Origin of the sequence: Nocardiopsis camelliae, assembly GCF_028993595.1 — a bacterium.
In the GTDB taxonomy this organism is placed as follows: Bacteria; Actinomycetota; Actinomycetes; order Streptosporangiales; family Streptosporangiaceae; genus Nocardiopsis; species Nocardiopsis dassonvillei.
Window position 1 is genome coordinate 997,759 of the sequence record NZ_CP118614.1, and the last position, 13,829, is coordinate 1,011,587.

The window sequence follows — 13,829 nt, forward strand, 5'->3', positions numbered from 1 at the left end:
TAGGTATGGGGACATTCCACCCCTGAAGGGATTACCTATGCCTGAGCTCACCGAGTTCGCGGGTCTGCCCGTGGTCGAGTTCCCCGCCAGCGGCACGACGGAGGAGCGGCTCGAACAGATCCGTAAGCAGGGAGGGAATCCGCAGGCTCCCGGCTCCGTGGCTTGGCGGCTGCGGACCAGCGACGGCGCCAGGAGGGTCCGTGAGGAAGGGTGCGAGGAACACGTCTCCCGTTTCCTGTCCATGGTGGACACCGCGCAGGTGAGGGCGCTGGTCATCGGTGCCTGGGGCTATCCCGCCCAGGGAGGTCCGGAGGCTTTCCTGGAGGCGCTGATCGAGCACGCCGACAAGCTGCCGAATCTGCGGTCCGTCTTCGTCGGCGACATCGAGATGACGGAGAGCGAGCTGTCCTGGATCAGCCAGAGCGACCTGGCACCGCTAGTGGCCGCCTTCCCGCAGTTGGAGGAGCTGACCGTGAAGGGCGCCGACGGCATGCGAGGCCGGCTCGGGCTGCACGTGCCCTCGCACGCCTCGCTGCGTTCCCTCACCCTCCAGAGCGGTGGCCTGCCCGGTCGGGTCGTGCGCGAGGTGGCGTCCTCGGGGCTGCCTGCTCTGGAGCACCTGGAGCTGTGGCTGGGGGTGTGGGACTACGGCGGCGACACCTACCCGCAGGACCTGGCGCCGGTGCTCTCCGGTGAGGTGTTTCCCCGGCTGAGGTACCTGGGTGTGCGCAACGCCGAGGGTGCGGACGGGTGGATTCCGGCGCTGGCCGAGGCTCCTGCCGTCAAGCACCTGGAGGTGCTCGACCTGTCGTTGGGGATCTTCACGGACCGGGGCGCCCGGGAACTCGTCGACCGGGCCGAGGCCTTCTTCGGGTTGCGCAAACTCGACCTGCACCACCACTTCATGAGTGAGGAGATGGAGGAGCGCGTGCGGGCCGCGTTCTCCGGAACCGGGGTCGAGATCGATCTGTCCGACCGGCTGGAGCCCGAGCAGGACGAGGACGACGACGAGGACGATCCCTACTACTACACCGCGGCGGCCGAGTAGCCCGGCCGTGCCCGGCCGGGTTGAGGCGTGTCGTCCTGGAGGGCGGTCGCAGGCCGTCACCCCCGGGGGCGGAAGACCACCGAGCCCCCGTCTGTCGCCCGGAACTGCTAGGCATGGGGGACATTCCACCCCCTGAAGCTTGAGAAGAGAGCCCTCATGTCCGATCTCACCGAGTTCGCGAGTCTGCCCGTGGTCGAGTTCCCCGCCAGAGGCACGTGGGAGGAGCGGCTCGAACAGATCCGGAAGGGGGGTGCAGACCCGCGCGACCCCGCCTCCACCGCGTGGCGGCTGCGGACCAGCGAGCACCTCCACACGATCCCCGAGGACAAAGGGACCGACTACTTCGCCCGGTTCCTGTCCGAGGTGGACCCCGGGCAGCTCACGGCACTGGTCATCGGTGAATGGGGCTACGCCTCCGACGGAGGCCTGTACCAGGCCGCGGACCTGCTGGTCGAGCACGCTGACGCGCTGCCGAACCTGCGCTCGGTCTTCTTCGGTGACATCACCTTCGACGAGTGCGAGCTCTCCTGGATCTCCCAGCCCGACCTGGGACCGCTCGTGGCCGCCTTCCCCCGGTTGGAGGAGCTGACCGTGAAGGGCGCCGACGGCATGGAGGGTCGGCTCGGGCTGCACGTGTCCTCGCACGCCTCGCTGCGCTCCCTCACCCTCCGGAGCGGTGGCCTGCCCGGTCGGGTCGTGCGCGAGGTGGCGTCCTCGGGCCTGCCCGCGCTGGAGCACCTGGAGCTGTGGCTGGGGATGGAGGAGTACGGCGGCAGCGCCTCTCCGCAGGACCTGGCGCCGGTGCTCTCGGGCGAGGCGTTCCCCCGGTTGAAGTACCTGGGGGTGCGCAACGCCGAGAAGTGGGCCGAGTGGGTCCCGGAGCTGGCCGGGGCGCCCGTCGTCAAGCACCTGGAGGTGCTCGACCTGTCCCTGGGCATCCTGACGGATCAGGGCGCCCGGGAACTCGTCGACCGGGCTGAGGCCTTCTCCGGTCTGCGCAAGCTCGACCTGCACCACCACTTCATGAGCGAGGAGATGGTGGAGCGGGTGCGGGCCGCGTTCGCCGGGACCGGGGTCGAACTCGACCTCGACGAAGGCAGGGACGACGAGGACGAGGACTACGACGAGGACGAGGAGCCCTACTACTACACCGCGGCTTCCGAGTAACCGGGCCGCGCGCCCGGAGGGAAGGTCCGACCAGCGGGGGGCTCGGTCCGGTCGGGGCGGAGCGGGGGCGCGCGTCATCGTCCGTCGCCGTGTGTACCCGTAGGGCGGGTTGGGCAGTGGGATTCCGGCAGCGGAAAGACGCGACAACGACAGAGAGGAGGTTGTCATGGCTGAGCCCGAGAGCCCGCTCAAGGACAAGAACTACAACCTGGTCTGGGCCGTCCACCAGTCGCTGGAGAACGTCTGGCGCCTGGAGGGCTACATCAAGGACGCGGAGAAACAGGGCGACGACGAGCTCGCCCAGTGGTTCCGCCGGATCCAGGAGAACAACCAGAAGGCCGGCGACCAAGGCAAGAAGATGCTCGTCGAGCGCATCAAGAAGGAGAACGGCTGAGGCACCGCGAAAGCGGCTCCACCAGCCGAGGCGGTTGACTCCGTCCCTTGCCTGATCCCGGCACTGAAAGGCGCCCCCGGTTCCGACCGGGGGCGCCTTCGCGCGTGCCGGGGCTCCGCGCTCCGTGCGCGGCGAGGCCTCCGCGTGCCGGTGGTGGGCGCGTGGCCGCTCCCGGCCGCACGGCCGGTCCCTTCGCCCCTGGTTCCGGCCCCCGCCGCGCGATAGGAACGGGCGGTACGCACCCCTCGAACCCCGGGAAGGCTGCTGCGCATGAGCGACGGGCCGCGAGACGACCACCGGACCTCCGGGAATCGGAAGGAGACCACGGCGGAGCTGGTCCACTTCCACGTGGGCGGGCGGCGCAAGGACCTGAGCGGGCGTTCGTGGTCGGAGTACCCCGTCCTCCCCCTGCCCCCGCACGAGGCGGACACCGGCGAACACCCCGAACTCCGCGGCAGGAGGTTCGTCGAGGTCCCCGAATCCGGTTGGCACGCCCTGGTCGCCTGGGCGATCGGCCCCGAACACGCCGTCCGGTGCCCGGAGCGGCGCACGCCCTCCCCGGTCCACGTCACCTGTGAGAGCCGCGGAAGGCGCGTCCAGCGGTGGGAGGAGAGGACGCGCACCGACCGGGCGGGCGTCGACCGCGACATCGACGACTTCCTGACGGAGGCCGGGGCCCCGCACCAGCCGTGCGGTTACCGGTGGTTCGCCGAGCTGCCCGAGGGGTTCCGCGACGGCGACCACCTCTTCGGCTCCTTCTCGTCCCACCTGGCCTCGGTCGGCTCGGACGAGCGGGACCCGCCGAGGATGCGAGGGGCCATGAGGAACCTGGCCCGCCGCCTGTACGGCGACGCCGGCCGGTCCGCGTTCCCGGACCCGCCCGGTGGCCCCTGAAGGGTGTTCGGGGGCGGTCACGCGGAGAAGCCGACCACGGGGCGCTCCGGTGGTCGGCGGGGCACGCCCGTACTGGGGTGACAGTGTGAGGACCGGGACGCTCGGGGCCGGCCGGGCCGGGGCACGGCGGGGACGGCCCCGCGCGGCGCCTCACGCGGTGACGGCCTCCACGAGGTCGCGGCGCTCACCGGGCTCCTCGGGGCGCAGTGCCCGGGACACCCCGAGCAGGTCGGTGGGCGTGCCCGGCTCTGGGAGCAGGATCGCCACCGTGCCGTCGTCGAGGTGCGTGCGCAGCTCGCTCGGGTGGCCGTCGGCGTGGTGCACGACCACCGCCTCCCCCAGGTCGCGGCACCACGTGCCGGGGAAACCGCAGCCCTCGTCCAGCCCGGCTTCGGCCGAACGCGCGCCGTCCCACGTCAGCACGTGCAGCGGCGCCCCGTTCTCGTCGCGGTAGGTCAGGCGCAGGCCGTCCTCCACCTCGTGCACCAGGGCCAGCGACCAGCCCGGGTGGTCCAGCACCGCGATGGTCCGCTCGAAGGACATGATCTGCGCGCGCGAACGCTCGTCGGCCGCCCGCGCGAGCACCGCGTCCCCCACGGCGGGCAGCGCCGCGAGCAGCGCGGCGACCACCGCCACGGCGGGCAGCACCCCCGGCCGCCAGCCGGCGGACGGCCGGTCCAGCAGCATCGACGCGCCCATGCCCAGCGTCGCGACGGTCCCGGACAGGAAGGCGGTGTTGGCGGCCGTTCCCCAGGGCAGCGGCCTGACCTGCGGGGCCAGGAACGCGACGACCACGGGTGTGACCACGGCGGTGGCCGTCACGAGCGCGGCCGACGCGAAGGGGTGGTTCACGCCGGACATCTCCAGCCACTGGGCCGACAGCCAGAACATGAGCAGGACGCCTCCGGCGACCACCGGCGCGAGCAGCAGCACCCCCTGGCCCGCGCCGCTCATCGTCAGGGCGCGGGCGGTGTCCCAGACCCCCACGGGGAACAGGGACATCAGCGGAGCCCCCACCAGGCACAGGGCGAGGACCGCGCCGACCGCGGCGACCCGAGGCCGACCCGATGGTGCTCGTGGCAGCACACCGTCCAAGGCCGCATCATCCTCCTGGCGGAAATGACACGTTACGCCTGTTGTGACTTGGGTGCCAGATGTGCAAGGCGGGATTTCGGGTTGACCCCGGCGCCCCCGGAGTCGGCGGCGGACCAAGAACCGGTGATCCGTTGCCCTCGCGGCGGTGAACAGCCGTCCCGGCCGCGTCTCGGCCGCGCCCTACCCGCCCAGCTGGCGGCGGAACGGCCTGCGCGCGGTGTTGAACTGCGCCCAGGACGGGTCGAGCTGGCTGCGCAGCTTGACCTCCCCCTCGGGCCAGTCGGTCAGCACGGCCTCGAACTCGGGCAGCGCGCCCGAGTCCGGGTCCAGGTAGTAGCGGTAGTCGCGCCTGCCGCCCACGGTCTGGCGCATGAACAGCGCGCCGTTGTCCCCCAGCACACCCGAGATCCGGGCCTCCAGGTCGTCCAGCGCCGAGGCGGAGGCGCCGGTGGGCAGCCTGTCCTCGTCCGTGTGCGTGTACGGCACGATCACCTGCACGAACAGGGTGAACGCCGGGAAGTCGCGGCGGGTCAGCGGGTGGCGGAGCAGGATCTCCACCGCGCCCTGGAGGGGGATTCGCCCGTGCAGCGTCGCCCAGCCGCCCGATCCGCCGAGCATGTCCGCCATCTGCCGCACCACGGCGGGCATCGACGTGGGCGGCAGCGGGTCCAGCGGCGGCTCGTCCAGCGGCGCCGTCTCACCGATCCACCGCACCCGGTCGTCCTCACCCAGCGCCAGCAGGGTGACGTGCTCGGCCACGGCGGCGCGCGTGCTCTCGGGCAGGAACATGTTGTCGGGGTGGTACACGCCCACCTCGACCTTGCCGGTCGCGTGGTCGACCCGCATGGACACCGACACGTGCGACAGGTCGAGCTCGTGGTCGTCCAGGTTGACGGTGGAGGAGAGCTGGTCGTGGTCGGCGGGCCGCACCGGCCGGAACAGCCACCGGGGGTCCTCGGGGGCCGAGCGCGCCCAGCGCTCGGACAGGATGCGCGCCTCCTCCGAGCCGCCGGGGCGCAGCGTCAGGGCGTAGGCGGGGCCGTCGGTCAGCCGGGAGGGGTCGTCCAGGGCGGCCAGCTGCTCCAGGAGCTTGCCCGGGTCCACGTCGGTCGACAGGTCGAGGTCCTCCAGGCCGCCGCTCGGCTTCGGTGCGCGGCCCACCTCCCACTCCATGTCCGAGTGGATGGAGCGGACCAGCGCGGTGACGCGCTCGGACACCTCGGCGGGCACGGGCTGGTCCGACTCGACCGCGCTGGCCAGGGCCTCGCGTTCGGCGGGCCAGGCGTCCCAGAAGGCGGTGACTGAGGAGGTGGAGTCGGCGGAGCGGCGACGACGGAACAGAGCCATGCCCCGATTTTCGCAGAAGCGGACGACCACACTCGCCGCCGCGTCCGGGGGTCGTCCGGTGGACGGCCGGCCGTCCGGGGAGCGCGGTCCGGTTCCGCCCCGGGCGCCGCCGTACCCCGCCTGCCGGGTCTGCCCGTTGACCCCGGTGCGGGCCCTGCGTCCCCCGGCTCGGGTTCTGCGTCCCCCGGCCGGGATTCCGTCCCCGCCACGAGCGCATACCCTGGAACCACTATGACTTTGCGTGTACTCGCCGCCATGTCGGGCGGGGTCGACTCCGCGGTCGCCGCGGCCCGTGTGGCCGAGGCGGGCCACGACGTCACCGGTGTCCACCTGGCGCTCTCCAAGAACCCGCAGTCCTACCGCACGGGCGCGCGCGGCTGCTGCACCGTGGAGGACTCCCACGACGCGCGGCGGGCCGCCGACGTCATCGGCATCCCCTTCTACGTGTGGGACATGTCGGAGGAGTTCGACCGCGAGGTCGTGCAGGACTTCGTGGCCGAGTACGAGGCGGGCAACACCCCCAACCCGTGCCTGCGCTGCAACGAGAAGATCAAGTTCGAGGCGGTGCTGGACCGGGCCGTCGCCCTGGGCTTCGACGCCGTGGCCACCGGACACCACGTCCGCAAGGTCGACGGGCGCCTGGTGCGCAGCGTGGACGCGGCCAAGGACCAGTCCTACGTGCTGGGCGTGCTCAACGCCGAGCAGCTGGAGCACGCGGTGTTCCCGCTGGGGGACTGCACCAAGGACGAGGTGCGCGCGGAGGCCGAGCGGCGCGGCCTGTCGGTGGCGGACAAGCCCGACAGCCACGACATCTGCTTCATCGCCGACGGTGACACGGCGGGCTTCCTCAACCGGCGCATCGGCGAGCGGCCGGGGCCGATCCGGGACGAGGACGGCACGGTGGTGGGCACGCACAACGGCTCGCACACCTTCACCGTGGGCCAGCGCAGGGGCCTGGGCCTGGGCGGCGCCGCCCACCCGCGGTACGTGCTGTCCATCGAGCCGGTCGACAACTCCGTCACGGTGGGGCCGCGGGCCTCCCTGCGGGTGGACGCCATAACCGGGGTGCGCCCGGTGTGGAGCGGCAGCGAGCCCCTGACCGAGCCGACCGACTGCCACGTGCAGCTGCGCGCCCACGGCGAGGTCTACCCGGCGAACGTGTGGCAGCGCGAGGGCGACGGCGGCCCCGAACTGGTCGTCCGGCTCGCCGAGCCCGCCACCGGCGTGGCCACCGGACAGGCCGTGGTGGTCTACCAGGGCGACACTGTGCTGGGGTCGGCCACGATCTCCGCCACCTCCAGAACCGGGGCCGCGGTCTGAGGGAGGCCGGTTCGGCGGTCCGTGCGAGCGTGTGCACGGGTCGCCCGGAGCGGCCGCCCGGGGGCGCGACGGCGGCGGAGTGGGCTGTCCCACCTGGTTCGTCGCCCGCGATCCCTTGCCGAACTTAGGTAAGGCATAGCATAGTTGCGGGGCGAGGTGAGGGGGCCTGCCCATGCCGGAGTTCGATTTCCTCGACGGCCAGCCGTTCTGGATCGTCTACTTCACGCTGCTCGGCGTGGTCCTGTGCCGTGCCCAGGCCACGTACTGGATCGGCCGAGGCCTGGGCGCCGGGGTGACCCGCAGCCGTATGGGCGCCAGACTCGGCCCCCGGCTGGACGCCGCCCGGCGGCGCATCGACCGCTACGGCGCGCCCGTGGTCACCCTGAGCTTCTGCACCGTCGGCGTGCAGACCGCCGTCAACCTCGCGGCGGGCGCGATGCGCATGCGCTTCCCGCGCTACCTCGCCGCGATGTTCGTCGGCTCGCTGATCTGGGCCGGCCTGTGGGGCGTGGTCATCGGCGGCCTGGTGGGCACCTGGTTCTCCCTGTTCCTGGACTCGCCGTGGGCGGCCCTCGGCGTGGCCGCGCTGGCCGCGGCGGTCGTGGCCGTGATGGTGCTGCGCGCCCGCCGCTCCCGCACCGCCGAGCAGGCCCCCGAGGAGCCCGAGGGCGCCGCCGACCCCCATCGCGCCTCCGCGGGTTAACCCCGACGCGTCCCGACGGTAGCGCCCGCCCGCTTCGCGTTGCCCTAACCTTGGGCGATGTGAGCGAACAGCACCCCTACCCCTGGCCCGCCGCGTCCTCCACCGGGGTCGGGTCCTGGCCGGGAGAGGACCCCGACGAGGCGATGCGCACCGTCCTCGGTGAACTCCCCGACCTGCCGCACCTGCCCGAGCTGCCCGCGCGCGGCGTCGGCGCCGACATGGTCGGCCGCACCTGCGGCCTCCTGGTGGAGTTCCCCGTGGAGGTCCAGCCCAGCGGCTGGCGGGTCGCCGACAGCCCCGGGCGCGACCTGGGCCGCGCGGCCAGCCTCATGTCCTACGACCTCGACGCCCTCACCGAGCACGCCCACGGCTTCACCGGAACCCTCAAGGTGCAGGTCGCCGGGCCGTGGACCCTGGCCGCGTCGGTCGAACTGCGCAACGGCCAGCGCCTGGCCTCCGACCCGGGGGCCTGCCGCGACCTGGCCGAGTCCCACCTGGAGGGCGTCCTCGCCCACCTGGCCGAGGTCCGCAGACGGGTCCCCGGCGCCCGGCTCCTCGTCCAGGTCGACGAACCCTCCCTGCCCGCGGTCCTGCTGGGCGCCCTGCCCACCGCCAGCGGCTACGGCCGCCTGCCCGCCGTCGACCGGGTGCGCGTCGAGGCCGCCCTGCGCCTCCTCTTCGCCGCGATCGAGGGCACCGGGGCCGTCCCCGCCGCGCACTGCTGCGCCCCGGGCGTCCCCGTCGACCTGCTGCGCCGCAGCGGCGCCCGCGCGCTGAGCCTCAACGCCCTCCTCCTCACCCGCGACCACGACGAGGCGGTCGGTACGGCCGTGGAGGCGGGCACCGGACTCCTGCTCGGGGTGGTCCCCTCCACCGACGACGCCGCGCCCGCGCGGACCGCACGAATGTCCGACCCCGCCGCTACTGTCGATCCTGTTCGCGAGTTGTGGAACCGGCTGGGATTCTCCCCCGACCTGCTCTCCCGCGCGGTGGTCACCACACCCACGTGCGGGTTGGCGGGCGCCTCGCCCGGCCACGCGAGGGCGGCCCTGAACGCCTCCCGAGCCGGTGCCCGGGTCCTGCGGGACGAGCCCCGAAGGTAGCGCCCGCAGCAGGCGAGCACGAGAGCGAGAAAGGTACCGAGTGAGCGCGCCCGACACCACCACCGACATCCCCGACGAGGTTCGCGCCCGGCACACCGAGCTGTGCCGGGAACTGGACGACCACAGTTACCGGTACTACCTGGGCACACCGGTGGTCTCCGACGCCGAGTACGACACCCTCATGCGCGAGCTGGTCGGCATCGAGGACTCCTACCCCGCCCTGGCCACCCAGGACTCGCCCACGCAGAAGGTCGGCGCGCCCATCAGCGTCGACTTCGCCGCGGTCGAGCACCTGGTGCGGATGGAGAGCCTGGGCAACGCCTTCGACGTCGACGAGCTCAACGCCTGGGCCGACCGGGCCAGCGCCGAGGTGCCCGTCAACGGCTACCTGTGCGAGCTCAAGATCGACGGCCTGGCCGTGGACCTGGTGTACGAGAAGGGCCGCCTCGTACGCGCCGCCACCCGCGGCGACGGGCGCGTCGGCGAGGACATCACCCTCAACGTGCGCACCATCGGGGTCGTCCCCGAACGCCTGGACGAGAGCGTGCGCCCCGCGCCCGAGCTGCTGGAGGTGCGCGGAGAGGTCTTCCTGCCGGTGGAGGACTTCGGAAAACTCAACGAGCGCATCACCGCCTCGGGCGAGCACACCCCCTTCGCCAACCCCCGCAACGCCGCCGCCGGGTCGCTGCGCCAGAAGGACCCCCGAGTCACCGCCACCCGGCCGCTGTCGATGATCGTGCACGGCGTGGGCGCCTACTCTCCGGCGGAGGACGGCGGCGGGGACGTGGCCTTCACCAGCCAGTCGCAGGCCTACCGGCTGCTGGGTGAGTGGGGGCTGCCGCTCAGCGACCGCTACCGGGTCGTCACCACCATGGACGAGGTCCGCGAGTACGTGGGGTACTACGCGGCCCACCGCCACGAGCCCGCCTACGAGATCGACGGCATCGTCATCAAGGTCGACGACTTCGCCCTCCAGCGGCGCCTGGGCTCCACCAGCCGCGTCCCGCGCTGGGCGATCGCCTACAAGTACCCGCCCGAGGAGGTCACCACCCGCCTGCTCGACATCAAGGTGGGCGTGGGCCGTACCGGGCGCGTCACCCCCTACGGGGTCATGGAGCCGGTGGTCGTGGCCGGGTCCGAGGTCGAGTTCGCCACCCTGCACAATGCGCGCGAGGTCGAGCGCAAGGGAGTGCTCATCGGCGACACCGTCGTGCTGCGCAAGGCGGGCGACGTCATCCCCGAGATCGTCGCCCCGGTGCTCGACCGCCGCGACGGCACCGAGCGGGCCTTCGCCATGCCCGAGTCCTGCCCCGAGTGCGGCACCGCGCTCGGCCAGCAGAAGGAGGGCGACGTCGACCTGCGCTGCCCCAACGCCCGCTCCTGCCCGGGCCAGCTGCGCGAGCGCCTGTTCTTCGTGGCCAGCCGCAAGGCCCTGGACATCGAGGCGCTGGGCTACGTGGCCGCCACCGCCCTCACCCAGCCGCTGGAGCCCGCCCGGCCGCCGGTGCGCGACGAGGGCGACCTGTTCGACCTCACCGTCGACATGCTGCTGCCCATCCGCACCCACGTGCTCGACCCCGACACCACCGAGCCCAAGACCGACCCCAAGACCGGCGAGCCCAAGGTGGTGTCCTTCTTCGCCAACAAGAAGGGCGAGCCCAAGAAGACGGTCGAGAAGCTCTTCGAACAGCTGGAGGAGGCCAAGTCCAAGCCGCTGTGGCGGGTGCTGGTGGCGCTGTCCATCCGGCACGTGGGCCCGCGCGCGGCGGAGGACCTGGCCCGCCACTTCCGCTCCATGGACGCCATCCGCGCGGCCAGCGAGGAGGAGCTGGCGTCGGTCGACGGCGTCGGCCCGACCATCGCCGCCTCCATCCGCGAGTGGTTCGCGGTGGACTGGCACGCCGAGATCGTCCGCAAGTGGGCCGAGGCCGGGGTGCGCATGGAGGACGAGGACGACGGCTCCAGGCCGCGCCACCTGGAGGGGGTCACCGTGGTGGTGACCGGTTCCCTGGAGGGCTTCAGCCGGGACGGGGCCAAGGAGGCGATCGCCGAGCGCGGCGGCCGGGCCACGGCGTCGGTGTCCAAGAAGACCGGTTTCGTGGTGGTCGGCGACAGCCCCGGCTCCAAGTACGACAAGGCCGTCAAGCTGGGGGTGCCGGTCCTGGACGAGGAGGGCTTCCGCGTCCTGCTGGAGGCCGGTCCCGAGGCGGCCGAGTCCAGGCGCGTCAACCCCGCGCCCGAGGAGCCCGGTGCCGAGGCCGCCGCGGTCGCGGAGACCGGGGACGGGACCGCCGCCGACGCCGTCCCCGCGACAGCCGGGACCGGAGCGGCCCCGACCGCCGCTGACGCCGAGGAGGCCGTCGGGGACGGGGCCTGAGGGGGCGGGCCGCACCCGCTGAGCACGGCCGCGGAACCCGGGGCGCACCGGACCCGCGGCCGTGTCGGGCCCGCGTACCTTTTCGGGGATCTCTCACCACGCACAGCTCCGCATTGGTTAACTGATAGTTCCTGGCAAGCGACAGTTGGTGACGAAACCGCGTAAGGTGGACAGTAACGCACAGGATGCGGGTGTATCCGAAACCGGAATTCGGCCATGAGGGGTGGCCGGGTACCGGCAACCCCGAGCAGGAGCGACGGCACCGTCCGGCGCCGCCGTACTCCGCGGCCCCCTCACAAGGACCAGGCATGAAGGATCCCAACAGCACAAGGGACATCGGTCCCCGGGCCGGGACACCGCTCTGGCTGTACATGCTGGGCGCCACGGCCGCCGGGGCGGTCCTGCTCCTCGTCTCCGGCCTCGGTCTGGGGGCGGACGAACTGCGCGCTCTCGCCGTCGAACCGCTCACCTGGGTTCTGCTGTGCATGATCGTCCTCGGCGAGCTGCGCCCCCTCACCCTCCCCGGCCAGGCGCCCGGCGACGGCGTGCCCACCTCGCTGCCCTTCTCCCTCGCGCTCGTCATCCTGCACGGCCTGCCCGTGGCCGCCCTGGCCCAGGTCACCGCCACCGCGGTCTCCGGGTTCGCGCGCGGCCACGCCCCCCACCGCATCGCCTTCAACGCCGCCCAGTACACGCTCTCGCTCGGCGTCGCCGACGCCGTCCTGCGCCTGCTGCTGCCCGGAACCGTCCAGGGCACCTGGCTGCCCGCCGCGGGCGAGCTCCTGACCGTCGCCCTCGCCGGAGCGGGCTACTTCGCGGTCAACCGCGTCCTGGTCCTGTGCGCGGTGGCCATGCACGAACGCGTGCCCCTGCGACAGGTCATGTCCAAGGGCCTGGCCCAGCAGCTGCACGTCAACGGCGTCCTGCTCAGCCTCGCCCCGCTCGTGGTCGTGGCCGCGACCCACTCGGTGCTCTACGTCCCCTTGTTCGCGCTCCCGCTCGGCGCGCTCTACACGAGCGCCATGCTCTCGGTCCAACGAGACCACCAGGCCAACCACGACGAACTCACCGGCCTGGCCAACCGCAAGCTCCTCACCATGCGCGCCCGCGAGGAGATCGCCCACGCCCAGCAGCGCGGCGGCAGCGTCGGCCTGCTCCTGCTCGACCTCGACCGGTTCAAGGAGGTCAACGACACCCTGGGCCACCCCACCGGCGACCGCCTCCTCCAGACCGTCGCGCGCAGGCTCACCCACAGCGTCCGCCCCGGAGACCTCGTCTCCCGCCTGGGCGGGGACGAGTTCGCCGTCCTGCTGCCCCAGGTCCGCGACAACGCCTCCGCGTGCGAGGTGGCCTTCCGGCTGCGCGGCGCCCTCGCCGAACCGGTCCGCCTGGACGGCATGGACTTCGACCTCCAGGCCAGCATCGGCATCGCCCTGCACCCCCACGACGCCCCCGACTTCGCGCTCCTCATGCAGCGCGCCGACGTGGCCATGTACGTCGCCAAGGCCGACCGCACCGGCGTGGAGTCCTACGACCCCGGCAAGGACCGCAACTCCACCGCCCGGCTCAGCCTGTACACCGAACTGCGCCGCGGCCTGTCCGAGGGCGCACTGGAGATGCATTACCAGCCCAAGGTCGACCTGGGCGACGAACGCCCCGTCGGCCTGGAGGCCCTGGCCCGCTGGCGCCACCCCACCCGCGGACTGCTCACCCCCGAGGAGTTCATGCCGGTCGTGGAGCAGTCCAACCTGCTGCGCGCCTTCACGGGCCAGGTCCTGGACATCACCCTGGCCCGTGCCGCCGGCTGGCACGCCGAGGGCCTCGACCTGCCCGTCGCCGTCAACCTCGGCGTGCGCGAACTGCTCGACCCCGCGCTGCCCGCCACCGTCGCCTCCGCGCTGCGCGAGCACGGCGTACCGGCCGACCGGCTGGTCCTGGAGATCGGCGAGCACGCGCTGATCACCGACACCGACGCCGCCACCGCGGCCGTCCGCCGCCTGCGCGACCTCGGCGTGGGCCTGTCCCTGGACGACTTCGGCACCGGCCACTTCACCCTCGCCCAGCTCGCCGGCCTGCCCCTGGACGAGGTCAAGATCCACGAGTCCTTCACCGCCCGCCTGGTGGACCGGACCGACAACGGCCACACCGTCGTCCGGGCGGCCATCGCCCTGGTCAAGGCGCTGGGCATGCGCGCCACCGCCGAGGGCGTCCAGAGCGGCGAACTCGCCCGCGCCGCCCGCGACACCGGCTGCCACGCCGCCCAGGGCCACCACTTCTCCGCGCCGCTGACCGCCCGGGAGGTCGCCGACTGGGTCGCCGCCCGCGACGGCGGGACCGCGGCCGGCACCCGCGTCTGACCGGGGGGCCGCCGAGCGGCGCCG

At 72.9% G+C, this 13,829-nt stretch carries 11 protein-coding genes; 9 read left to right on the top strand and 2 right to left on the bottom strand.

Annotation, left to right across the window (positions count from 1 at the left end):
* Positions 1 to 37: 37 nt before the first annotated feature.
* From PV789_RS04685 to PV789_RS04700, 4 genes are all read left to right on the top strand, one after another.
* The gene (locus tag PV789_RS04685; protein ID WP_274976293.1) at positions 38 to 1,048 is read left to right on the top strand and encodes an STM4015 family protein; all 1,011 of its coding nucleotides are present in this window, start codon (positions 38 to 40) and stop codon (positions 1,046 to 1,048) included.
* 156 nt (positions 1,049 to 1,204) lie between these two features.
* Positions 1,205 to 2,215: an STM4015 family protein gene (locus PV789_RS04690; RefSeq protein ID WP_274976294.1), complete on the top strand. Its 1,011-nt coding sequence runs from the start codon at positions 1,205 to 1,207 to the stop codon at positions 2,213 to 2,215.
* A 166-nt stretch (positions 2,216 to 2,381) separates the two neighbouring features.
* Positions 2,382 to 2,609 carry a hypothetical protein gene (locus PV789_RS04695; RefSeq protein WP_274976295.1) on the top strand — a complete coding sequence of 76 codons (228 nt, stop codon included), beginning with the start codon at positions 2,382 to 2,384 and terminating at the stop codon, positions 2,607 to 2,609.
* Positions 2,610 to 2,879: 270 nt separating this feature from the next.
* Positions 2,880 to 3,503 carry a DUF5956 family protein gene (locus tag PV789_RS04700; protein ID WP_274976296.1) on the top strand — a complete coding sequence of 208 codons (624 nt, stop codon included), beginning with the start codon at positions 2,880 to 2,882 and terminating at the stop codon, positions 3,501 to 3,503.
* 150 nt (positions 3,504 to 3,653) lie between these two features.
* Here the strand turns inward: PV789_RS04700 and PV789_RS04705 are convergent, their stop codons facing one another.
* Both PV789_RS04705 and PV789_RS04710 read right to left on the bottom strand, forming a co-directional pair.
* Positions 3,654 to 4,505 (bottom strand): hypothetical protein, encoded by an 852-nt coding sequence (locus PV789_RS04705; protein ID WP_274976297.1) that lies wholly within the window; start codon positions 4,503 to 4,505, stop codon positions 3,654 to 3,656.
* Positions 4,506 to 4,778: 273 nt separating this feature from the next.
* Complete coding sequence (locus PV789_RS04710; protein WP_274976298.1) at positions 4,779 to 5,945, bottom strand: DUF695 domain-containing protein; 1,167 nt, start codon at positions 5,943 to 5,945, stop codon at positions 4,779 to 4,781.
* Positions 5,946 to 6,176: 231 nt separating this feature from the next.
* Between PV789_RS04710 and mnmA the strand changes: the two genes are divergently transcribed.
* The 5 genes from mnmA (at position 6,177) to PV789_RS04735 (ending at position 13,805) form a co-directional block, all read left to right on the top strand.
* Complete coding sequence (gene mnmA, locus PV789_RS04715; RefSeq protein ID WP_274976299.1) at positions 6,177 to 7,265, top strand: tRNA 2-thiouridine(34) synthase MnmA; 1,089 nt, start codon at positions 6,177 to 6,179, stop codon at positions 7,263 to 7,265.
* Positions 7,266 to 7,437: 172 nt separating this feature from the next.
* On the top strand, positions 7,438 to 7,968 hold the full coding sequence (locus PV789_RS04720; protein ID WP_274976300.1) for a DedA family protein: 531 nt from the start codon (positions 7,438 to 7,440) through the stop codon (positions 7,966 to 7,968).
* Positions 7,969 to 8,027: 59 nt separating this feature from the next.
* A complete protein-coding gene (locus tag PV789_RS04725; RefSeq protein WP_274976301.1) occupies positions 8,028 to 9,071 on the top strand; it encodes a methionine synthase in 1,044 nt (347 codons plus the stop codon).
* 40 nt (positions 9,072 to 9,111) lie between these two features.
* Complete coding sequence (gene ligA, locus PV789_RS04730; protein WP_274976302.1) at positions 9,112 to 11,448, top strand: NAD-dependent DNA ligase LigA; 2,337 nt, start codon at positions 9,112 to 9,114, stop codon at positions 11,446 to 11,448.
* Positions 11,449 to 11,756: 308 nt separating this feature from the next.
* Positions 11,757 to 13,805 (top strand): putative bifunctional diguanylate cyclase/phosphodiesterase, encoded by a 2,049-nt coding sequence (locus PV789_RS04735; RefSeq protein WP_274976303.1) that lies wholly within the window; start codon positions 11,757 to 11,759, stop codon positions 13,803 to 13,805.
* Positions 13,806 to 13,829: the final 24 nt, after the last annotated feature.